A 21146-nucleotide genomic window follows, 5' to 3' on the forward strand; every position below is an offset into this window, starting at 1 on the left:
CTTTGCCCGGGAATCCGGGAATTTTCTCTTTTTTCGACTATATGTCGGCGACCGAGTGTGACCTACCCAACTGCCCCCAGGCCTGGTCCACTGAAACATTCGAACGGCACCCAGCCGCGCCAATTGTTCAAATTGTCAAAGAGCCGGTCCTGCGCCTGTTGCAGAAAGGGCCTCGACAATAACCCAGTGGCTCGGATGTAGGACAGCGGCTGACGCCCTGCCCTCCGAGGGACAGGGTATTTGATAAACGCTTATCACAAACTATTCGCCTAACGAATAGCCCCGCCGTACTCCTGCGACAGGCAAGGAAAAGCGATACCCTTCCGATCAGCAGCTTTAGCATTCGCCCGTCCAAAGACATGCCAATGCTCGGTGAAACCAGCGTCAACAGAGAAGCGCCGAGCACCAAACCAAAACAATTGAAACAGAGGGAAAGTCGATGGCAAATTTACCGATTAGCAGACGAGGCATTTTGGGGGCAGCGCCTCTCGCAGCAGGTGCCGGCCTAGCAGGCATGGCTGGCCTGAGCGCGAGCCCATCCTTTGCTCGCTTTGACCCCAAAACTGCTGAAATCCTCGAAGACCCGGCCGTTCGCGCACGGGTGAGAGCACGAGTCATTGGATCGTGCGAGGAAGAAGTCTCGATAAAATTTTATCGGCTCAACATCTACGGCTATATGGGCGACGGCAACCTTGTTCCGTTTTTCACCATGAACCATCTCTCCGTAGCGGACTGGGCGCCTGCCGCAGACAATATGTATAATTCCACCACCTATGAATGTGGCTATTATTGCAAATTTGATACGGATGAACCGCTCGAGTTCTGGGAAAACCCGGTCACTGAGGAAAAGCTCGACGTATTCAATTTTCTTGGCGGCCCATTTTCGGTCAATGTCGGCGCCGATGGCGTGGTCACCAAAGACGCCGATCTCGAGCCGCAGGTTTTGCGCATGGAACAAATTGGCAATCTGCTGATGGTGCCAACAATCGCGAGCATGGTCCTGCCCAATTTCGTCGATCAGAAAAAATACCCCCAATCTTATTCCGGCCCTGTCACCTATTGGGAATCCCAAGCCACGTTTGCGGCTGATGCAAAGAATGCATTTAACGAAAACCTAAGTTCTGCGCCGGCCTTTTGCCATTTCCAGAATTTGGCAACCTGGCACCCCTGGTTGCGCATGGGCCTGAAGCCTGGACGGACCTATGGCAATGCACGCGGCGCAAAAATCAAAAGTCTGGATGAACTGCCAGCCAAGATCCGGACGGATTTTGAAAAATATACGCCGGAAATTTTCGATCGGAAAAGCTGGACAAAACCCAGATTGGATACGTTGGACTATTTGGCCACACAGACGCCGGTTTCAGGGGAATAATTGCCGTTCGCGCGACAATAGCGACACGCAATCTATACGGTGACAGTGCGGGGCATTCCAAAGTCTGGATTGATCAGTGCACTGTCACCAAGGTAGATCATTGCCGTCATAGGAGAGAAAGCAACCCGTCTTCTCCATGGTCATGGAATCGATCTGGGCCCGCATTCCCGAAATGGATTCCACAACATCGATGTCTGCGCCTTCACCGCTCATGTCTGTTTTCACATAGCCCGGATGGAGAGGGTTCACGATTATCTTTTGGGGCTTCAAAGCCACCGACAGATTTTTGGCGGTCATATTGGCCGCAGCTTTCGAGGCTGCATAGCCGAACATGAAGCCGTGGGCGGACGAGATGGACCCGATGATACTGGTCACAATCACGACCTTTTTCTCATGCGACGCTGCGATATTCTCGATCAGGCTTTCCACGATTTTCATCGGTCCGATTACATTGGTGCGAAACGGAGCAATCCAGTCGGCTTCAAAGTCTGACTTGCCGAATGTCTGATCGGTAAAGCCGGTTGTCGCCGGCGGGTTCTTTCCAAAAATTCCCGCATTGTTGATCAGAATGTCAATGGGTCTGCCAGTGAGCCTCTCACCCAATTGCGCGATTGATTGTTCGTCAGCGACATCCAGCGCTTCGATTTGGATGGAGCCTTTCTCCGCCGAGAGCGCATGCAGTTCTTCCGCATCAACGGGCGAACGGCAGCAGGCGATTATGGAAGTGCCCTCTTGCTCCGCATAGGACCGGGTCAATCCCAGGCCCAATCCCCGGTTTGCGCCGGTGATCAATATTGTCGTCATTGCCTAATCATCCTCGCTAACACGGACAAGCCGGATACCGGTATTACCGCCCTTAAACAGGCTGGACAACGCGTCTGGCACAGTTTCGATCCCCACAGAGATATCATCCAACGGCTTTATCAATTGCTGGTCATACCACGCTTTCAATTTTGCTTGAAACGCGGGATAGCGACGCACTTGGTCCCAGATCACATAGCCTTCCATCCGCGCGCGTTTGTAAAGCAATTCTGAATAATAGGCAGGCCCGGGCGGACGTTCTGTGAGATATTCCGTTGCAATCAATCCGCACAAAACAACCCGCGATCCCATTGCCAGTCTCTGCAGCACAATATCCAATATAGGACCACCGACATTGTCGAAGAAAATATCTATCCCGTCGGGGCACAGGCGATCTAACGCCTCCGCAACATCCTCATTTTTATAGTCGATAGCCGCATCAAATCCCGCTTGCTGACAAAGCCAGTCACATTTGTCGGGACCGCCCGCGATGCCAATGGCGCGCGCCTCATGGGCCTTTGCGATTTGACCGGCCATGCAACCAACGCCGCCGGCGGCGGCTGAGATAACGACGGTTTTTCCAGCGGAGACCTGGCCAACATCCTCCATGCCATAGAGCGCTGCATAGCCAGCATTGCCAAGAGCTCCGAGGTGCAGACTGCTAGGCCGTATCGAGTCATCGACCTTCTGTACGGACAGAACGTCTACGGTCCCTTTAGGGCCAAGCCCAATTTTCTGGATCGAATATTGCTGCCAGCCGAGCGAACCAGCAACCCAGTCACCGACGGCGAAATCCGGATGGTTCGATTTTTCAACCACCCCAATGCCCCGACCACGCATGACATCGCCAATTTTGAGACTTTCATGGAAGCGGGGGTTTTCAATTGTATATGCGCGTTGTGCGGGAGACGTTCCCAACACCAGCGTACGGACCAACAACTCATTCGGCCCTGGCGCGACAACTTCCTTTTCTACTAGATTGAAATGCTGCACTCCGACGGTCTCATCGGCGGTTGGGTGGGCTTTCAGCTGCCATTGCAGGTTCTTCATAGGTCGGAATGCCTCTGTGAATTGAGTGTTTACGGCCGAAGTTGCCGACAACAGTGCATCTTGATTACAAAAGATCAACAAGATTGGTTCAAGGTCTCCGGCCTTCAGATAGCCCCTCCATGTAACAACATATCATCCGTTCACTTTCCAGTCACCTTCGATCAGGCACCACTCGTCGCGGGATTGGAATGGGAAGGATTATCATGCGGCATAATGTTATTTCAAAAGCGATTTGTGGATTGGCGGCTATCGGACTTGTGGGCGCGCCGAGCGTCCCAGCCGCCGATGCGCGGTCGATTGCGCGACCACCGGCTGTGAACCCGGTAAACTGCAGCATCTTCTCCCGGGTCAATGAAAACCGTTATAGCAACCGCCGAGCCAGCTCCGGAGTCATGAACTCAAGGAAACCGTCGGTTCAAAATGCGCTTCCGTCACCGCCACCTGCGCCGGTACAGGTGGCTCCGGCAAAACAAGCTACAGCAGCCGGCTTTGCTGCTGCCGAACGCAGCATTGCGCCTTATCCTTACCCCCGGCCGCGCCCCCAACTGCAGGAGCGGGAACGCTATGACGGCAAAGAGGTCGCCAGCATCAAACGGGTGGTTGACGAACCGGTGTCTACCTTCGCCGTAGACGTTGATACCGGTAGCTATTCCAATGTCCGGCGGTTTCTGAATGAAGGACGCTTGCCGCCAGAAGCGGCGGTGCGGACCGAGGAAATGATCAACTATTTCCGCTATGACTATCCCAAGCCAAAAAACCGGACGACGCCATTCAGCGTCTCGACCGATATGAGCGCAACGCCCTGGAATGAGTCCAGCCGGCTGCTGCGCATCGGTCTCCGCGGCTATGATATCGACAGCGCCGAGCGGCCCCGCGCCAATCTGGTATTCTTGGTCGATGTCTCCGGTTCGATGAACAGTCGAGCCAAGCTTCCCTTGGTCAAATCGACCCTGACCGCCCTAGCCGGCGAATTGCGCCGCGACGATCGGGTTTCGATCGTCGTCTATTCGGGCACGGTCGGAACGCTGCTCGCGCCGACATCGAACAAAGCCCATGTCAAAGAGGCTGTCGATTGCCTCTATGCCAGCGGATCGACCGCAGGTGGTGATGCGCTGAAACTGGCCTATTCGACGGCCCGCCAGAATTTCCTCAAGGGCGGGATAAACCGGATCATCATGGCCACCGATGGCGATTTCAACGTCGGAACATCCAACACCGATGAACTGAAGAAATATGTCGCCAAGCAGCGCGAGAGCGGCGTGACACTGACCATGCTAGGCTATGGCAGCGGCAATATTCGCGATGAACTGATGGAAGGCATCGCCAATGTAGGCAACGGCAATTATGCCTATATCGATAGCGCCATGGAGGCCCGCAAAGTGCTGGGATCAGAGCTCAGCTCGACCCTGTTCACCATTGCCAAGGATGTTAAAATCCAGATTGAGTTTAATCCGGCCCATGTGAAGGAATATCGCCTGATCGGTTATGAGAACCGCCTGTTGGCCGAAGAAGATTTCAACAATGACAAAATTGATGCCGGTGACATTGGCGCCGGGCATCAGGTTACCGCGCTCTATGAAATCATGCCGACGAAAGCCGCCGGCTGGCTTCCCGAGAGACGCTATCCCGCCAATCGTGTGGTCGAATGGCAACCGGACTTTAATGGCGAAATGGCCAATGTGAAATTGCGCTACAAATTGCCGGAAGAGTCGAAGTCGCGTCTGATTACCCGCCAGATTTCTGCGGATGGTTTGAGCAATGCGCGGCAACCGCGCGGCGACATGGCCTTTGCCGTCGCGGTGGCTGCCTTTGGTCAGAAATTGCGCGGGGACAAATATCTCGGCGACTATGGCTTTCAGAATATCGGACGGCTCAGCGGCAATGGCGGGGACTATTGGCGACAAGAATTTCGCAAGCTGAATGATGTGGCGAACAGCAACTCGCGAAGTTGAAAATATCTGAACCGAAATAGGTAATTCTATTAACCCTATCTATTAACCCTCTGTTTCATAAAGGGACAGATTTTACATCATTGGATCAACCCTACCAGCTAGAAACTGGACTCAAGGGAAGTTATCGGCCATTTTGTTCAATTGTTTCGAAATGGACAAAGCAATGACTGAGGTGATCTAGTGGAAATCGGAAGCAAAATATTGACCGGCGCAGCAGCAACTGCGATTTTGGCTTTGGTCGGCCATGCTGCCATGGGCGAGAGCTTTGTATCCGGACTGGAGCAAAAAGCGCAGACGGAATTGGCTGCTCGGGGGCTTGATTCTGCAAGTGTTAGCTTCAATCGTTCGCCTCTATCCCGCGCTGCCGTTCTGGACGGTGAGCTGGCAGACAGTTCCAAGCAAGAAGCCATGAGCGTGGTCATGGCCATCCCTGGCGTTTCCAGCGCACGTTGGAAAGGCGCCGTTGATGCCGAGACGAGTGACAATGGTGACGGCACCGCCACCCCTCCTGTGACGGCTGCCACCCAGGCAAAAATCGAAACCTGTCAGGGCGACATCGATAAAATTGTCGCAGCCAAGAAAATCAACTTCCGGTCTGGCAGTGCCTATGTGTCGCCGGAATCCAATGCTATCCTGGACGAACTTCATGCCGCTTTGAAAGCGTGCGATGGCCTATCGATCGCGGTTGAAGGCCATACGGATGACAACGGAGATGCCGGAGTCAACAAGGCGATGTCGCAAGAGCGTGCCGATCGCATCAAAGCCGGACTGATCGAACGCGGAATGTCAGAGAATCTGATCAGCGCCACGGGCTATGGCTCGACGAAACCGAGCGCGGATGGCACGGATTCCGCCGCCGATGCTCAAAATCGCCGGATTGAATTCCGTCTCGGAGCTGCAAACGGTTCGTCGCAAAATGATGCCAAAGCGCAACAGGGGAATTGATCTATGCCACTATTACTTGAAAATCTGTTGCTCCTGCTCGTTACTTTTGCAATTGGCCTCGCCATTGGCTGGCTTATCTGGGGCCGCGACACAGAAAGTTTCTAGCCGACAGCGGCGATAAACAGAATTCAGAACGGGGTTTAATACGATGATTACGCTGATTACGGCCAACTGGTTGTTATATTTGATAGCACTGCTCATTGGTGTGGTTACAGCTTTCTGGATCTGGGCTGCAACCGGACGGGAAGCTTCCGAAGTTGACAATTTTGATGGCGATGATGGCTTGCTGGAAAAGGCAGGCGAACCTGTCCAAGATCCAGCGCCCGCTCCGGCACCAACTCCCGCACCAGCGCCAGCACCAGCCACTCCGCCAGCCCCTAAAGCAGCTGTAGCCGCTACCGCCGCTGCGGTCGCGCCAAAGCCTGCTGCAAAAGCTGCTGCACCTGCTGACGCAAAACCCAAAATACCGGATGCTGTTGGAGAGCCCGACAACCTGCGGCTTATCAAAGGTGTTGGTCCGAAGTTAAACACGCTTCTCAACGGCCTCGGCGTAACGCGCTTCGATCAGGTAGCAGATTGGAAAGAGGCTGAAATAGCCGAAGTCGATCAATATCTCGGAACGTTCAGCGGGCGGATTACCAGAGACTCATGGATCGATCAGGCCAAGTTTCTTGCCAAGGATGATATTGCCGGATTTGAGAAGAAATACGGCAAGCTCTGATCAATCCACTTCCGGATTGCTACCGCGGACGATCAGCTTGTCGATCTTCCGGCCATCCATATCGACAATCTCGAACAGCCAGTCCTGGTCTTCAAAAGTCTCGCCCTCTTCCGGTAGGTGACGCAATTGGGCCAAGGCGTGGCCAGCGACCGTCGCATAGTCCCGGTCTTCTGACAGCCTGATTCCCAGCCGTTCGGCCAAGGCGTCAATGGCCATGGCCCCGGATACCAGATAGCTGCCATCGGCCCGCTCGATAAGGCTGCGCTGGGTTTTTTCATCCTGATCAGACACGAATTCGCCCGCGATGGAGCTCAACAGGTCATTGGGCGTCACAATGCCTTCAAAATGACCATATTCGTCATGCACCAGCACCATCGGCACTTCGGCTGCCCGCAGAATGTCCAGAGCATCAAGGGCATCGAGTTGGTCGGGTACTTTCTCGAGCGGACGCATCAATTTACGCAGGTCCAGGGTCTCTCCCCCCAATTGCGCCGCAACAATATCGCGGGCCTGCACGATACCGAGGATGTCATCCACGGACTCCTCCGCCACCGGAAACCGGCTATGCGGTGATTCTATCAGCAATTTATGGATTTCCCCCGTTGTCGCTCCAACGTTCAGCCAGTCGACCTCGGTCCGCGGTGTCATCACTTCGCGAATAGGCCGATCCGCCATTCGAACAACACCGGCGATAACCGCACGTTCATGCTCTTCAATCACGCCGGAGCGGGTCGCTTCCGCAAAAACCATCTGCAATTCATCGGCAGTCACATGGCTGGTCTTGTCGCGTTTCATCCCCATCAACCGGAAGATCGCGGCGCTGCTATTGTCCAGCAACCATACCAGCGGAGCCGATATGCGTGCGAGCATAGCCATCGGCTGCGCCATGGTCACCGCAATGCGCTCGGCCGAGCGCAGGGCAATCTGCTTGGGCACAAGTTCACCAATCACCAACGACGCATAGGTCGTCAAACCAATTACAAGTACGAATCCAACCGTGGAGGACATTTCCGCCCCCATGCCCAGCGCTTGAAAACGCTCCGCGACCGGACCACCGAGACTAGCGCCGGAAAATGCGCCGGCGACAATACCGATCAAAGTGATTCCGATTTGAACGGTGGACAGGAACTTGCCGGGATCGCTCGCCAGCAGAAGCGCGGTTTTCGCACCGCGACTGCCTTGATCCGCGAGGCTGTTTAAATTCGCCTTGCGCGCGGAAACGATCGCCAGTTCCGACATGGCAAATACGCCATTGATCAGTACGAGCACTATTATGATTGCAACATCAAACCAGGGAAAGGGTGTCATATTGTCCATTTAAAGGGCGAAATGCCATAAGCCCTTTAGCAGCAAGTTTTACAAAATCTCAAGTTTGCTGTCAGTTGCCATTCATTTATCCTGCGGTATTTGCGTCTTTCTGGTCGGCGGGGCTTAGAGCTGATCAACAAAAACAACCAATAAGGGAAAAGAAAATGCGGATGAACAGATCAATATTTACGGCCGTTTCGCTAAGCGCTCTCGCACTAACAAGTGGTTGCGTAACCAATCCTGAAACCGGAAACCGGACCATTTCAAAAAGCGCCATTGGCGGCCTAGGCGGCGTCGTCGGCGGCTATCTGCTCGGTGATATTCTTGGCGGACGCAATGATCGCACCGCCAAAATCGTGGGTGCAGGCCTTGGTGGTCTCGCTGGAGCGGGCATCGGCTATTATATGGATGAGCAAGAGAAGAAATTGCGCGAACAGACGGCGGGCACCGGTATCGATGTAAACCGCGAAGGCGACAATCTGATCCTCAACATGCCATCCAACGTGACATTCCCAGTCAACAGCAGCGCTATATCGCCCGCTTTTCAAGCCACGCTCGGCGACGTTGCCAACACGCTCTCTAGCTATGAGAAAAGCTATGTTGATGTGCTCGGCCATACCGACAGCACGGGCAGCGACACCTATAACCAGTCTTTATCCGAACGACGGGCTGAATCGGTTGCCAATTTCCTCGCTAATAGCGGCGTCCAACGCGCACGCCTGGCCACAAAGGGCTTTGGCGAAAGCCAACCGATTGCGAGCAACAGCACCGAGGAAGGCCGCTCAGCCAACCGCCGTGTGGAAATCAAGATCGTTCCGATCGCCCAAAGCGACCTGAATAACTAATATAGCGCTTGCGCTAATCCTATGATTGCGGGCATCCTCGACAAAATTTGAAGAGGATGCCCTTTCATGACCACACCCAATTTTTCGCTAGACCTTAAAGGTCGTACGGCCATTGTTACCGGCGCCTCAGCCGGTCTCGGGTCCCGTTTCGCAAAAATTCTGGCCGCCTGCGGTGCCAAAGTCGCCTGCACCGCTCGTCGCAAAGACAGGTTGGACGCGTTGGTCGCCCAGATCCAGGCCGATGGCGGAGAAGCGCAAGCCTTTGCGTTAGACGTCCGGGATGCGGACCAACTCAAAGCCATCGTACCGACGGTAGCCGATGCGCTGGGCCAGCCGGATATATTGGTGAACAACGCCGGGATTGTGGATGCAGAGCGCGCTACGAAAATGTCGATCGAACTGATCGATGATGTCTTCGATACAAATCTACGAAGCGCTTTCATTCTCTCGAACGAATTTGCCCGCCCGCTGATCGAAAAGAAAATGCCGGGTCGGATCGTCAACATTTCTTCCATCGCGGCGACACGTTATGACGGCAATGGCGCGGCGCTATATTCCACCACCAAAGCCGGTCTCGTAAGAGTGACAGAAACGCTGGCAGTAGAATGGGCCAAATTCCACATCAACGTGAACGGGATCGCGCCCGGCGCCTTTGCCACCGACATGATGGATGGCATGCTAGAGCGGTCGGGAGATTTCTCTGTCCATTTCCCGCGCAAGCGGTTGGGTCAGCCGGAGCAGATGGATAGCACCCTTTTGTTTCTGGTGTCGCCGTCTTCGGACGCGGTAACGGGAACAGTCATCAAAATCGATGATGGTCAGGGATCCCGCTAGACCAGTTCGCCCTTGAGCAGCTTTGGCAAATCACCGGTCTCGCCTTTTGCTTCGGCCATGAATTTGGCCTTGAGCGGCGGTATGCGCTGAACCAATCCGATACCCATGCGACGGATTTTTGAAGAGGTTTCGCCCGGCAAACCAAATAGGCGCGTCAAAATATCGGTCGCGGCAGACACCATCATATTGTCGAGACTGCGCCAGCGATCATAGCGTGCAAGAATTTGTGAATCACCGAGATCAAGGCCGGTCCGCGCGCCTTCGACGAGACATTCGGTCAGCGCGGCCACATCCCGCAAGCCCAGATTAAGCCCCTGCCCCGCAATCGGATGGATACCATGGCCCGCATCCCCGATGAGCACCAGACGGTCAGCGGTCAGATGGGAACTGTGGTGAAAACCCAAAGGATAGGTCGGTCGGTCGGTGAGCAGCTCAATTTCACCAAGAAAGCCACCAGTCTTTTTCATCATTTCAGCCACGAACGCACGCTTGTTGATATTGGCAAAGGCGGGTCCGTCTTTCCGTGAGACCGTCCACACAACTGCCGATCGGTGTTTGCCCTCGGCATCGTCAAGCATCGGCAATATCGCGAAAGGTCCCGACGGGAAGAACAGTTCATAGGCAGCATTGCCATGCGGTTTTTCATGCGCAATTTTGCAGACGATCGCATTGTGATCATATTGCCAGTGCGCCATGATGATCCCGGCTTCCTCGCGCATCCGGCTACCCCTGCCATCGGCTGCGATCAGAAGCGGAGCCGCAAGCTGTTGTCCGTCATCGAGCATGATTTCGACCTGATGCTCTTGGCGATCACAGGATGCGACTTGCGACGTCATGTGCAGCGCGATGCCATCATGGGCCTGAACGGCTTCAAACAACAAGCGGCGCAGCACAGCATTTTCCACCATGATGCCCATCGGGCCTTCATCTTCGGCCGGCACAAAGTCGAGAGTCCCGGGCTTTAGACCGTCGTTGACCAAGATCTTTTCAATGTCACAACCATGCGGCCTCAATTTGTCGGTCAATCCGATCGCCTCGAACATATTCCAGCTAGCGCTGTTGATGGCAGAAACCCGGGCATCATTTTGGGGGTTGAGCAGATCAACCGGATCGGCCCGATCGATAATCGCAACCTTCAATCCATGAGCAGCCAGCGTCAGCGCCTGAGTCAGGCCAATCATGCCCGCACCCAATATGATGATATCACTATTTCCAGAATCGATTGCCACGGAGACCGCCTTTCAGAGCCATAATATAGGCTATAGGTAGGCATCCGCTACATGGAAAGAAAGGCAAATCCAGTAAAATAACGCCAAGAAACTTGACGGCGAGTCCCCGATTCGCGCAAAGGAGCAGATAGTTAATGCTCGCCCTAGGCTGGGGTGACGCACGGGAGTATATGATGGCGGAAAAAGCCAATGAAGCAAACTGGCGCGAGATCATGCGCCTCAGCCTATTGCGCAGCGGTGCGCTTATCGGAGCCATAGCGATATTTCTGGCGACCATATTTATCGCCTTGGCCTTGCTCAGCTATTCTCCCAGCGATCCATCGTTCAGCACATCCGCAGGCAGCGTGGATAACAACTGGATGGGGGTCTTTGGCTCTTATCTATCCGATCTATTGTTACTGACAATCGGCCTGCCCGTGATCCTGTTTCTGCCACTACTGCTGGTGATGGCAAACCGCCTGTGGCGGGATATTCCCCAGCCCGACTGGAAAAAGCAATTGCTTTGGTGTCTGGTCGCCACCTTGCTGATTGGCATCGCTTTGGCGCTCTGGGTTCCCGAACCCGAAATGGAATTGCCCTCTGGCCTGGGCGGGCTTGCCGGGATGCTGCTGGCCAATGGAACCGGCGCGGCCCTCAACGCTATATCGGCCAGCTGGAGCGGCCTTATCTCTGGCATAATCATCGCTTTGACTCTGACCGGTGGCCTGGTCCTCGGCTATTCCAGCCTGCGGCTCGACAAACCGCTATTGTCCGGCACGTCCCTCAAAATTCCAGCGGTCAAAAACCCGTTCGGCCTGAAAGAAAAAGAAGATGCTTTGGTCATCGAGCCCGAACCTGCGGCCACTGCCAAGCCAAAGAAAGACCCTGCACCGCGCAAATCGGTGCAACCGGACAACCGGCCACCACCGGAAATCAGCGACCGCGCGTTGCCACCGAAGAAAGCCAGTACCGGCAAAGCCAAGCAGGGAGACTTTTTCGGACCCTATGTATTGCCTTCGCTTGATCTGCTGACGCCCGCGCCTGAGCAAAACAACAATGTTATCGACAAGGCCGGGCTGGAACGCAACGCACGCTTGCTGGAGTCCGTACTCGACGACTTTCACGTCAAAGGCACGATCAACGCGGTTCGCCCCGGCCCTGTTGTCACCATGTATGAATTGGAACCGGCCCCGGGCATCAAGGCCAGCCGCGTGATCCAACTGGCGGAAGATATTGCCCGCAATATGTCGGCATTGTCGGCCCGTGTCGCTGCTATCCCCGGCCGGACCGTCATGGGCATCGAACTTCCCAACACCAATCGCGAAATGGTTGTGCTGCACGAAATGGTCGGTAGCGACAGCTTCGCAGAGCAGACCGGCAAACTTCCGATCATCTTGGGCAAGAATATTTCCGGCGATCCGGTCATCGCCGATCTGGCACCGATGCCACATCTGTTGGTCGCAGGCACCACCGGCTCCGGTAAATCGGTCGGCTTGAACTGCATGATTTTGTCACTGCTCTATCGGCTTACGCCAACCGAGTGCAAAATGATCATGATCGATCCGAAGATGCTGGAACTCAGCACTTATGACGATATTCCCCATCTCTTGTCACCGGTTGTGACGGAGCCGACCAAGGCCATTCGCGCGCTGAAATGGGCTGTGGAACAGATGGAAGAACGCTACCGTATGATGTCGTCCATCTCGGTGCGGAATCTGGCCAATTATAACGAGAAGGTAAAGGGCGCAAAAGCCAAGGGCCAGCCGCTCGGACGCCGCGTCCAAACCGGCTATGACCCGGAAACCTCGCGCCCGATTTATGAAGAAGAGCAACTGGACTATGAGGTTCTGCCGCAGATTGTGATCATCGTTGACGAGCTTGCCGACCTGATGATGACCGCTGGCAAGGAAGTTGAATTCCTCATCCAGCGCCTCGCTCAGAAGGCGCGGGCTGCGGGCATTCACCTGATCATGGCCACCCAGCGTCCCTCGGTCGATGTCATCACCGGCGTCATCAAAGCCAACCTGCCAACCCGGATCAGCTTTCACGTAACCTCGAAAATCGATTCCCGGACGATTTTGGGCGAACAAGGCGCAGAACAGCTGCTCGGCAAGGGCGATATGCTTTATATGCCCGGCGGCAAGCAATTGACCCGCGTCCACGGACCTTTTGTATCGGATGACGAAGTGCGGCGCGTTGCCGATCACTGGCGGTCGCAAGGCGCCCCTGATTATATTCAGGCTGTTACCGAAGAACCGGCAGATGGCAGCTTTGCCCTGGATGGCGCAGATCTGAGCGACAGCAAGGAAGATCGCCAATATACGCAAGCCTGCCAGATTGTTTTCGAAAGTCAGAAAGTGTCCACCAGCTGGCTGCAACGACAGTTGCGGATCGGCTATAACACCGCCGCCCGGATTATCGACCGGATGGAAGAAGATGAATTCATCAGCGCGCCCAACCATATCGGTCGCCGCGAAGTGCTGCGCGATCAAAGCGGTGAACCGCTCTAGTCTCAATGCTGACAGAGTGATTAAGCCTCGGTTCAATCGCCATGGGCTAGGCAAATGGCTAGATAATCTGGAGTTTTTGTAATGTTGAAATATGGTCTTGCATTGATCGCCGCGCCGTTGGCCCTGACCGCAAGTCTGCCGGCCACAGCCCAACAAAGCCCTGCTGACAATCTTGCCAAAATCTCGACCCATTTGCGCGCCATGTCGACCATGACCGCAAATTTCAGTCAGTCCAGCCGGAGCGGCCAGATGCTGACCGGAAATCTCATCATAAAACAGCCCGGCCGGATTCGGTTTCAATATCAAAAAGACGCCAAAATGTTGATCGTGGGGGATGGAAAAGCCCTGACGCTGATCGACTATGAGGTCAATCAGGTCCAGCGCTGGCCGATCCGCAACAGCCCGCTTGCAGCGTTGCTCAATCCGGAACGAGATCTGTCGAAATATGGGAAAATCATTCCGACTCGCAATCCGGCGGTGCTGAGCGTCGAAGTCAGTGACCCGAAACGACCGGAATATGGCGTCATTACAATGGTTTTTAGCAAAAAGGCCGGTGCGCCAGGCGGGCTGAGTCTCGATGGATGGGTATCGCTCGATTCGAAAAACAACCGGACATCTATCCGGCTTTCGAATCAGAAATTCGGGGCTCCGATCGCCAACAGTCGCTTTAACTGGACCGACCCGCGCAAGAAACGCCGCGGCAAGCGATGAACCGAGACGGGCTGCCGTTCAGCAGAACAGCATGTTCGTTTCGTTCATACTCGCGACAGAAACACCAGAGTATAACCGTCTACAGGATGAGAAGAGACGGTCAGGTCTTCCCCCTGTTACCTGACCAACGATGTTTCGACCCATCCTGTGCGTGACGAACGCAAGTTAACCCCCACCTCCTTAATGCCCCCGGAGGTGGGGGTTTTACTTTCTCCATCCAGCAAAAAACCGAATGCCCCTATCGCCTTTGGGCTTGGGTTTCTGTGCGAGCGTGGCTAGTAGACTCCGCATGAGTGATACCCTTAAAGTCGTCAGCTGGAACATTAACAGCGTCCGCGCCCGCATCGACATCGTCGAACGCTTTCTCACCGAAGAAGCACCCGATGTTCTGTGTCTCCAGGAAACCAAGGTTCGTGACGAGCAATTCCCAGAGGGCATGTTTCGCCGCCTCGGCTATAATCACATGGCATTGCACGGACAGCCCATGCACCATGGCGTTGCGATCATCAGCCGTATTCCTTTGCACAAGGACGAACGGTTTGACTGGCAGAATAATGGCGAAGCCCGCCATGTCGGTGCCGTCCTGCAAAATGGTGTCCGCATCGAAAATGTCTATATTCCCGCCGGCGGAGAAGTGGCCGACCGCGAAGTGAATCCAAAATTTGGCCAGAAGCTCGATTTCTTCGGCCGGATGACCGAATGGTCAGAGAATTTGAAGGAACCGACAGTCCTGATGGGAGACTTCAACGTCGCACCGCTGGAAGCCGATGTCTGGAACCACAAAGCACTGGTCAAAGTGGTTAGTCACACCCAGATCGAGATCGATCATCTGTACAAGCTTCGCGATGCGCATGGCTGGGTCGATATCGGACGCAAACTTATTCCCGATCCCGAACGGCTTTTCACCTGGTGGAGCTATCGCGCCAAGGACTGGAGAGCATCGGACAAAGGTCGCCGTCTCGACCATGTCTGGGTCAGCCCGGAACTGGCCGACAAAGCGGTCAGTCATGTCGTGCTGGAAGACGCGCGCAGCTGGGGCAAACCGTCGGACCACGCACCCCTGATCACGGAATTCGAATTTTGAACACAACGCCTCTTGATGGTGACCGGAAGGCGGCGGCCCGCCGGGCAGCACGCGCGATTGACGCGCTGAGACGGGGCTGGCCAATTGGCGTCGAAACCGACGGCGCGCGGCTGAACCTGTTGCCGGTGGAAACCGGCAATCTAGAGGAGATTCTCCCCTCGACCGGAGCAATCTCGCTGCTGATCTCCGCCAGCCGCGCGGCAACCCTCAAATTGCTCAACCAGTTTGCAGCCGCCGATCCCAATCTGCCGATCCAGATCAGCCTGCCCGCACCTGTGACCGCGGCCGAGATTATCGCCATCGTCGATCCCGTGCTCGACATGCGCCATCCGATGAAGGGGCCCTTTCGCAGCGAACCACTGACCAACCCGCAAGCCGCCACTGCGGCGATGGAGTTCGCGCGTCAGGGTGGGTTGCTTCCTGCTTTCCTCATTGTCGATGCAGCGGAAGATATTGTGCAAGCCGGTGATGCGACAGACTATGCCGATGCCAATGCGCTGATCATCAGCGCCCAGGCCAGGCTCCCGGTCGCTGCCAACGCCGAAGCGCATATCTATGGATTCCGCAGTGATGCCGACGCGACCGATCATATCGCCTTGGTCGTCGGCAAGCGTGATAGCAGCACCCCGATCGTACGCCTGCACAGCGAATGCCTGACCGGCGACGTCCTCGGCAGCCTGAAATGCGACTGCGGACCGCAATTGCACGCGGCGCTAGGACAGATGGGCGAAGCGACCTGGGGCGTGCTCCTCTATCTGCGTCAAGAAGGTCGCGGCATTGGCCTGATCAACAAATTGCGCGCTTATGCCTTGCAGGATCAGGGCTTTGACACGGTCGATGCAAACCAGCGCCTGGGCTTTGCCATCGACGCTCGGGATTTCTCCATCGCGGCACGAATGCTGTCATTGCTCAACGTGCCGACGATCAAATTGCTGACCAACAATCCGGAAAAAGTGGAAGGGTTGGAAGCATCCGGCGTAACCGTTGAAGAACGCTTGCCGGTCAAGATTGCCGCCAATCCGCACAATGAATTCTACCTCGATACCAAGCGCGACCGGACCGGACACAAATTATAGCATTTGGCGCGAGCCCGCTGGACCAACAGAAAAGATATTTCCATGACAGTTCTCAAGCACGAACATCTGATAGACATGTCCTTGACGGTCGACTTCGCGGGCATGCTGGTCATGGGTCAAACACCAGCCGGTTTGCGGCGTATTGCCCCGGTCTCCGGCGGTAGCTTTTCCGGCGAACGGCTGAACGGCAAGGTCCTGCCCGGCGCGGACTGGGTGATCAACCGGCCCGATGGCGTGATGGAAATTGATGTGCGCTTGCCCCTCAAAACGGATGATGGGGCAATGATCTATCTCAACTATCAAGGCCGCTTTCTGGCCAAACCGGAAGCCATGGCCAAGCTTGCCAAGGGTGACCTGCTGAAACCAGATGAATATTCCTTGGCGATGACGGCGAAGTTCGAGTCTGGCGCGGAAAACTATCTCTGGCTCAACGACGTTGTTGCAGCCGGAACCGGAGAGCAAACCGCAGGCGGCCCGGTTTATTCGATCTTCGCAATCGGCTAAGCAACCACCAGACGATAGCCGACGTCCAGAGTCTCCTGTTCCATCAAATGCCCATAGCGTTCGTGCCAGGCACCAGAAGCCAGGTCCTGCTCCAATTTTGTCAGGGCACCGTCGAACGTGTCGATCTTTGCAAAAGTCGATATCGCCGAACGGACGCGCGGGTCTAGATACGCGTGCGGGCGTTGCCAATAGGCACCCAGAAAGCCGTCTGTACAATCGCGCGGTACCGGAATGATCTCGACTTCGGTTTCACCCAATATCCGGTCAAACGCGCCCAGCTTTGGCATGATCGGCTGGTCCAGTTCAATGATCTCCAGAATATAGTCCGCTAGCCAGAAATAGGGGGACGCCGGATCAAAGGTCAATATCACCATCGGGCCTTTGGTGACCCGGCGCATCTCCAGAAGCCCTGCCTGAAGATCGGACCAATGGTGCACTGTCAGCACCGCCATCGCGGCGTCAAACTGATCATCGGCAAAGGGCATATCTTCCGCACAGCCCTGATAGGCCTTCGCAGAGCCCGGCGGCCGTTGACGGATCATTTCTGCCGATGGTTCCAAGGCCGTAACCGCGCGGTCATCAGGTTCATAAGAACCGGTTCCAGCTCCCACATTCAAAACAGACTTGGCATCACCAAGCGCGTCATGGATCGCGCGCGCGATCCTGATGTCCGGTTTGCGGAGGTTTGCATAACCAACGCCAATCTTGTCGTAGAGCGCGCTCACATAAGCAGCTTAGCGTTAAGGCTGGCTCCAGGCACGCACTATTCCTGACAAACCCGACACCACTCTCGCCAGTTTCTCGGCATCCACCTTGTCCGGTGTATCGGTTCGTGCGTGGTAGTGAGGATATCTAAAGGCTGCAGTATCGGTTACCATGAACGCGGGAATTCCCAGCGCACTGAACGATCTATGATCCGACCAGTCAATTCCTTGCAAAGAGGCCGGCGCTGTGCCGCCTTCACTCGGAAACTTTGTCGTCTGTCTAAAATCCTCTATCGTCTTGCGCACAAAGGATCGCGCGGACGTGTCGCCGACAAAGGCAATGAAATTTCCTTGATTGGGATAGAGAAGGTTTAGCGGAAACGGATATTTCTGACTGCCGGCTCTGTCGCTATAATGGCCCATAGTTTCCAACGACATCATACCCATAACGTTTTCATCTGTGGCCGCTAAAGCTTTGGCGTAGACCGCGCTGCCCATATCCGCAGTTTTAAAATAGGGAGGCTCCTCGTTGACGAAGAAAGCGATTCGAATGCGCAACCGACTCTTGCCATCGAGATTCTTCAGCAATCTGGCTAATTCTAGCGCAGCAGCAGCCCCACTGCCATTGTCATTGGCACCGGGCGCTCGTCCATAGCTGTCATAATGTGCGCCCAGCACGAGAGTCTGGGCGTCACTCTCTGCAGGATCAATTACAACCTCAATATTTTTAACAATGGTACCGTCAACTTCAAACGGTTGTTCCACCACATCGTAGCCCAAGGATCTCAATTCGGATTCGATATAGGAAGCCGCTGCGTTCAAATTCCCGAGATGCTCAATATTATGAGGTTTTGCACCGATGGTGGAGACATGTTTGGCTAGATTGCGCGAAACAAGATTTTCCCCTGACGAAAGCTCCGGCAATGCCCCGCGATAGGAACTGCCCGGCACAGACGTCAGCCATATCAAACCTAAAACCGGGATAGCGAAAATCGCCGCGACCATTAAGGCCGCAAACAAATTGGTTCGATTTTTTGCTAGAAACTCATTGATGAAAAGTTTCATTGCCGGGAAATGCCCTAGAACGGCACGTCGTCATCAAGGTCGCTGTCAAAAGCGCCGCCACCCTGACCACCGCCTGAGCCGCCGCCGGTTTGGCCCCAGCTGTCGTTGCCGCCACCACCGGATGGTGCGCCGCCGCCTTGACCTCCGCCCCAGCCGTCATTGGAACCGCCGCCACCTTGGCCGCCACCGCCGCCTTGACGGCTGTCGAGCATTTCCATTTTTGCGTCGAAGCCCTGCAACACGACATCAGTCGAATAGCGGTCATTGCCGGACTGGTCCTGCCATTTGCGGGTTTGCAACTTGCCTTCGAGATAGACTTTGCTGCCTTTTTTCAGATAGCGTTCGGCAACCCCGGCGAGACCTTCATTATAGATCGAGATATTGTGCCACTCGGTCTTTTCCTTACGTTCGCCGCTTTGCTTGTCTTTCCAGCTTTCGCTGGTGGCCACGCTGAAATTGCAGACTTTGCCGCCATTGGCGAAGGTCCGTACTTCCGGATCCTTACCCAGATTGCCTACAATGATAACTTTGTTGATGCCGCCGGCCATTTCAAATTCCCCAAAAACTAGACTGATTATCGATTCTTGAAGACTCTATAGACCGAGGGCGACGGCACTCCAATATGTAATACCGGCTGCACCATAAGCGAGTACAAAAAGATACACGAGCATGAAGGTCGGCCACTTCCAGCCATTGGTTTCGCGGCGGGTAACGGCGATGGTGGAGATACATTGCGGCGCGAAGACAAACCAGGCGAGAAACGCCAGTGCTGTTGGCAGCGACCAGCGGCTTTGCAAGCGCTCGGTCAGGGACTTTGCTTCGGCCTCTTCATCCGGTGCATCAATCGCATAGGTGGTGGCCAGCGCTGCTACAGCAACTTCCCGTGCCGCCATCGCCGGGATCAGGGCCAGCGCGATATCGCGATCAAAGCCAATTGGCTTGACGATCGGCGCGATGACATTGGTGATCCGTCCGGCCGCGCTATAGTCAACCTGACTCATTGCGCTGTCTTCCGGTACCTTGGGAAAGGTAAGCAAAAGCCACAAGACCACGGTGGCGGCAAAGATAATCGTCCCGGCGCGGCGCAGGAAAATCCACGCGCGTTGCCAAAGACCGATCAGCAAGTCGCGCGGACGCGGTAGCTGATATTTCGGCATTTCCATTAGGAAACCGCTATTGGGCCCTTTGGTCACCGTCGACCGCAACACCAGAGCGACAATCATCGCGCCGACAATGCCAAACACATATAGGCCGAACAATACCAGCCCTTGCAGACCGATGCCGGGACCGACTGCGGTCGGCGGAATGAACGCGCCGATGATGATCGCATAGACCGGAAGTCGAGCGGCACAGGTCATCAAAGGGGCGACCAATATGGTGGTCAACCGGTCTCTCGGATCAGAAATGCTGCGCGTCGCCATGATCCCCGGAATGGCGCAGGCAAAGGATGACAGGAGCGGAATGAAGCTCCGTCCGGACAGCCCGACACTGGCCATCATCCGGTCCATGATGAAAGCCGCGCGGGTCATATAGCCGCTGGCTTCTAGGATGAGAATGAACAGGAACAAGATCAAAATCTGTGGCAGGAAGACCACGACGGATCCAACGCCGCCAATGGCGCCTTCGATGATAAAATCGCGCAAGAAGCCTGGGGCCATATTGGTTTCAACCGCAGCAGCGGCCCATTCGCCCGCACTTTCGATCCACCCGATCGGCGCCTCGGACCATGCAAAGACGGCCTGAAACATGACAAACAGAATGGCGAACAGAATCACCGGACCGATAAAGGGGTGCAGGAAAAGACCGTCCGCCCGCTCCGACCATCGCCGGCCAGCGGTTTCCGAAACAATCGCCTGATTGGCAATCTGCTTGGCCTGCTTGCGCAAACCGTGATCCCGCAATTTGCCAACCACGGGTTCAACCGCTGGTGTGCTCTGCTGCAGGCGGCTCTCCAATGCTGTAGACAATGCGTCCAGACCGCGCCGGCGCACCGCGACCGTTGGAAGCACAGGCACACCCAAAGCGGCTTCCAGCTTCGCCGGATCCAGAACCAACCCGTCCCGCTCGGCAAGGTCCATCATATTCAGCGCCACGATCACTGGCTGGCCAAGCGCGATCACTTCCAGCGCAAAGCGCAAATGGTTGTCAAGATTGGCCGCGTCGAGCACCAGAATGATCGCATCGGGCTTTCGCTCGCCCTCCTGCAATCCCATGATAACGCTACGCGTGACTTCTTCGTCCGGGCTGGTTGGATCAAGGCTGTAACTGCCCGGCAAATCAACCAGTTCTGCAGGGCGACCATCGGCCAGATCAAAGCCCCCGGATTTACGTTCGACCGTGACACCCGGATAGTTGGCAATTTTCTGACGCGCGCCGGTCAGCGCATTGAACAGCGCACTTTTGCCTGAATTGGGGTTGCCCGCGAGGACAATGAGGGGAGCAGCTTTGGTCATCAA

General features: G+C 55.3%; 19 protein-coding genes. 11 read left to right on the plus strand and 8 right to left on the minus strand.

Annotation, left to right across the window (positions count from 1 at the left end; all coding sequences use genetic code 11):
- Positions 1 to 439: 439 nt before the first annotated feature.
- Positions 440 to 1372 (plus strand): DUF1838 family protein, encoded by a 933-nt coding sequence (locus ABJV08_RS09040; RefSeq protein ID WP_348041148.1) that lies wholly within the window; start codon positions 440 to 442, stop codon positions 1370 to 1372.
- 84 nt (positions 1373 to 1456) lie between these two features.
- Here ABJV08_RS09040 and ABJV08_RS09045 read toward each other — a convergent pair whose 3' ends face one another.
- Positions 1457 to 2176 (minus strand): SDR family oxidoreductase, encoded by a 720-nt coding sequence (locus ABJV08_RS09045; protein ID WP_348041150.1) that lies wholly within the window; start codon positions 2174 to 2176, stop codon positions 1457 to 1459.
- Between the two features lie 3 nt (positions 2177 to 2179).
- A complete protein-coding gene (locus ABJV08_RS09050; protein WP_348041152.1) occupies positions 2180 to 3223 on the minus strand; it encodes an NADP-dependent oxidoreductase in 1044 nt (347 codons plus the stop codon).
- Between the two features lie 203 nt (positions 3224 to 3426).
- On the opposite strand from ABJV08_RS09050, the gene ABJV08_RS09055 reads away from it, so the two are divergent.
- The 3 genes from ABJV08_RS09055 (at position 3427) to ABJV08_RS09065 (ending at position 6841) form a co-directional block, all read left to right on the plus strand.
- The gene (locus ABJV08_RS09055; protein WP_348041154.1) at positions 3427 to 5175 is read left to right on the plus strand and encodes a VWA domain-containing protein; all 1749 of its coding nucleotides are present in this window, start codon (positions 3427 to 3429) and stop codon (positions 5173 to 5175) included.
- A gap of 180 nt (positions 5176 to 5355) precedes the next feature.
- Complete coding sequence (locus ABJV08_RS09060; RefSeq protein ID WP_348041156.1) at positions 5356 to 6120, plus strand: OmpA family protein; 765 nt, start codon at positions 5356 to 5358, stop codon at positions 6118 to 6120.
- A 148-nt stretch (positions 6121 to 6268) separates the two neighbouring features.
- A complete protein-coding gene (locus ABJV08_RS09065) occupies positions 6269 to 6841 on the plus strand; it encodes a hypothetical protein (RefSeq protein ID WP_348041158.1) in 573 nt (190 codons plus the stop codon).
- Here ABJV08_RS09065 and ABJV08_RS09070 read toward each other — a convergent pair whose 3' ends face one another.
- On the minus strand, positions 6842 to 8158 hold the full coding sequence (locus ABJV08_RS09070) for a hemolysin family protein (RefSeq protein WP_348041160.1): 1317 nt from the start codon (positions 8156 to 8158) through the stop codon (positions 6842 to 6844).
- A gap of 155 nt (positions 8159 to 8313) precedes the next feature.
- On the opposite strand from ABJV08_RS09070, the gene ABJV08_RS09075 reads away from it, so the two are divergent.
- Both ABJV08_RS09075 and ABJV08_RS09080 read left to right on the plus strand, forming a co-directional pair.
- Complete coding sequence (locus tag ABJV08_RS09075; protein WP_348041162.1) at positions 8314 to 8994, plus strand: OmpA family protein; 681 nt, start codon at positions 8314 to 8316, stop codon at positions 8992 to 8994.
- Between the two features lie 66 nt (positions 8995 to 9060).
- Entirely contained in the window at positions 9061 to 9828 is a 768-nt protein-coding gene (locus tag ABJV08_RS09080; RefSeq protein WP_348041164.1) for an SDR family NAD(P)-dependent oxidoreductase, read from the plus strand.
- Here ABJV08_RS09080 and ABJV08_RS09085 read toward each other — a convergent pair.
- Complete coding sequence (locus ABJV08_RS09085) at positions 9825 to 11057, minus strand: UbiH/UbiF/VisC/COQ6 family ubiquinone biosynthesis hydroxylase (RefSeq protein ID WP_348041166.1); 1233 nt, start codon at positions 11055 to 11057, stop codon at positions 9825 to 9827. The genes ABJV08_RS09080 and ABJV08_RS09085 overlap by 4 nt on opposite strands.
- Positions 11058 to 11230: 173 nt before the next feature.
- On the opposite strand from ABJV08_RS09085, the gene ABJV08_RS09090 reads away from it, so the two are divergent.
- The 5 genes from ABJV08_RS09090 (at position 11231) to ABJV08_RS09110 (ending at position 16921) form a co-directional block, all read left to right on the plus strand.
- Complete coding sequence (locus tag ABJV08_RS09090; RefSeq protein ID WP_348041289.1) at positions 11231 to 13546, plus strand: DNA translocase FtsK 4TM domain-containing protein; 2316 nt, start codon at positions 11231 to 11233, stop codon at positions 13544 to 13546.
- 81 nt (positions 13547 to 13627) lie between these two features.
- Positions 13628 to 14257 (plus strand): outer membrane lipoprotein carrier protein LolA, encoded by a 630-nt coding sequence (locus ABJV08_RS09095; RefSeq protein WP_348041168.1) that lies wholly within the window; start codon positions 13628 to 13630, stop codon positions 14255 to 14257.
- A gap of 289 nt (positions 14258 to 14546) precedes the next feature.
- On the plus strand, positions 14547 to 15341 hold the full coding sequence (gene xth, locus ABJV08_RS09100; RefSeq protein ID WP_348041170.1) for an exodeoxyribonuclease III: 795 nt from the start codon (positions 14547 to 14549) through the stop codon (positions 15339 to 15341).
- A complete protein-coding gene (gene ribA / locus ABJV08_RS09105; protein WP_348041172.1) occupies positions 15338 to 16417 on the plus strand; it encodes a GTP cyclohydrolase II in 1080 nt (359 codons plus the stop codon). The genes xth and ribA overlap by 4 nt, the downstream gene beginning before the upstream one ends.
- 42 nt (positions 16418 to 16459) lie before the next feature.
- Entirely contained in the window at positions 16460 to 16921 is a 462-nt protein-coding gene (locus ABJV08_RS09110) for a DUF3237 domain-containing protein (protein WP_348041174.1), read from the plus strand.
- Here ABJV08_RS09110 and ABJV08_RS09115 read toward each other — a convergent pair.
- The 4 genes from ABJV08_RS09115 to ABJV08_RS09130 form a co-directional block, all read right to left on the minus strand.
- Positions 16918 to 17646, minus strand: coding sequence for a class I SAM-dependent methyltransferase (locus tag ABJV08_RS09115; protein ID WP_348041176.1), 729 nt, complete (start codon positions 17644 to 17646; stop codon positions 16918 to 16920). The two genes, ABJV08_RS09110 and ABJV08_RS09115, sit on opposite strands and share 4 nt — an antisense overlap.
- 15 nt (positions 17647 to 17661) lie before the next feature.
- Positions 17662 to 18630, minus strand: coding sequence for a M28 family peptidase (locus ABJV08_RS09120; protein ID WP_348041178.1), 969 nt, complete (start codon positions 18628 to 18630; stop codon positions 17662 to 17664).
- Between the two features lie 74 nt (positions 18631 to 18704).
- On the minus strand, positions 18705 to 19238 hold the full coding sequence (gene ssb, locus ABJV08_RS09125; protein WP_348041180.1) for a single-stranded DNA-binding protein: 534 nt from the start codon (positions 19236 to 19238) through the stop codon (positions 18705 to 18707).
- Positions 19239 to 19283: 45 nt separating this feature from the next.
- A complete protein-coding gene (locus ABJV08_RS09130) occupies positions 19284 to 21143 on the minus strand; it encodes a ferrous iron transporter B (protein ID WP_348052559.1) in 1860 nt (619 codons plus the stop codon).
- Between the last annotated feature and the right edge of the window lie 3 nt (positions 21144 to 21146).

The organism is Parasphingorhabdus sp., from assembly GCF_039982395.1.
Classification (GTDB): domain Bacteria; phylum Pseudomonadota; class Alphaproteobacteria; order Sphingomonadales; family Sphingomonadaceae; genus Parasphingorhabdus.

What these genes read in the sequence shown, in the direction of transcription:
- ABJV08_RS09040 (WP_348041148.1), top strand. Translation starts at nt 440, where the DNA reads ATGGCAAATTTACCGATTAGCAGACGAGGCATTTTGGGGGCAGCGCCT.
- ABJV08_RS09045 (WP_348041150.1), bottom strand. Translation starts at nt 2,176, where the DNA reads ATGACGACAATATTGATCACCGGCGCAAACCGGGGATTGGGCCTGGGA.
- ABJV08_RS09050 (WP_348041152.1), bottom strand. Translation starts at nt 3,223, where the DNA reads ATGAAGAACCTGCAATGGCAGCTGAAAGCCCACCCAACCGCCGATGAG.
- ABJV08_RS09055 (WP_348041154.1), top strand. Translation starts at nt 3,427, where the DNA reads ATGCGGCATAATGTTATTTCAAAAGCGATTTGTGGATTGGCGGCTATC.
- ABJV08_RS09065 (WP_348041158.1), top strand. Translation starts at nt 6,269, where the DNA reads ATGATTACGCTGATTACGGCCAACTGGTTGTTATATTTGATAGCACTG.
- ABJV08_RS09070 (WP_348041160.1), bottom strand. Translation starts at nt 8,158, where the DNA reads ATGGACAATATGACACCCTTTCCCTGGTTTGATGTTGCAATCATAATA.
- ABJV08_RS09075 (WP_348041162.1), top strand. Translation starts at nt 8,314, where the DNA reads ATGCGGATGAACAGATCAATATTTACGGCCGTTTCGCTAAGCGCTCTC.
- ABJV08_RS09080 (WP_348041164.1), top strand. Translation starts at nt 9,061, where the DNA reads ATGACCACACCCAATTTTTCGCTAGACCTTAAAGGTCGTACGGCCATT.
- ABJV08_RS09090 (WP_348041289.1), top strand. Translation starts at nt 11,231, where the DNA reads ATGGCGGAAAAAGCCAATGAAGCAAACTGGCGCGAGATCATGCGCCTC.
- ABJV08_RS09095 (WP_348041168.1), top strand. Translation starts at nt 13,628, where the DNA reads ATGTTGAAATATGGTCTTGCATTGATCGCCGCGCCGTTGGCCCTGACC.
- xth (WP_348041170.1), top strand. Translation starts at nt 14,547, where the DNA reads ATGAGTGATACCCTTAAAGTCGTCAGCTGGAACATTAACAGCGTCCGC.
- ABJV08_RS09110 (WP_348041174.1), top strand. Translation starts at nt 16,460, where the DNA reads ATGACAGTTCTCAAGCACGAACATCTGATAGACATGTCCTTGACGGTC.
- ABJV08_RS09120 (WP_348041178.1), bottom strand. Translation starts at nt 18,630, where the DNA reads ATGGTCGCGGCGATTTTCGCTATCCCGGTTTTAGGTTTGATATGGCTG.
- ssb (WP_348041180.1), bottom strand. Translation starts at nt 19,238, where the DNA reads ATGGCCGGCGGCATCAACAAAGTTATCATTGTAGGCAATCTGGGTAAG.
- ABJV08_RS09130 (WP_348052559.1), bottom strand. Translation starts at nt 21,143, where the DNA reads ATGACCAAAGCTGCTCCCCTCATTGTCCTCGCGGGCAACCCCAATTCA.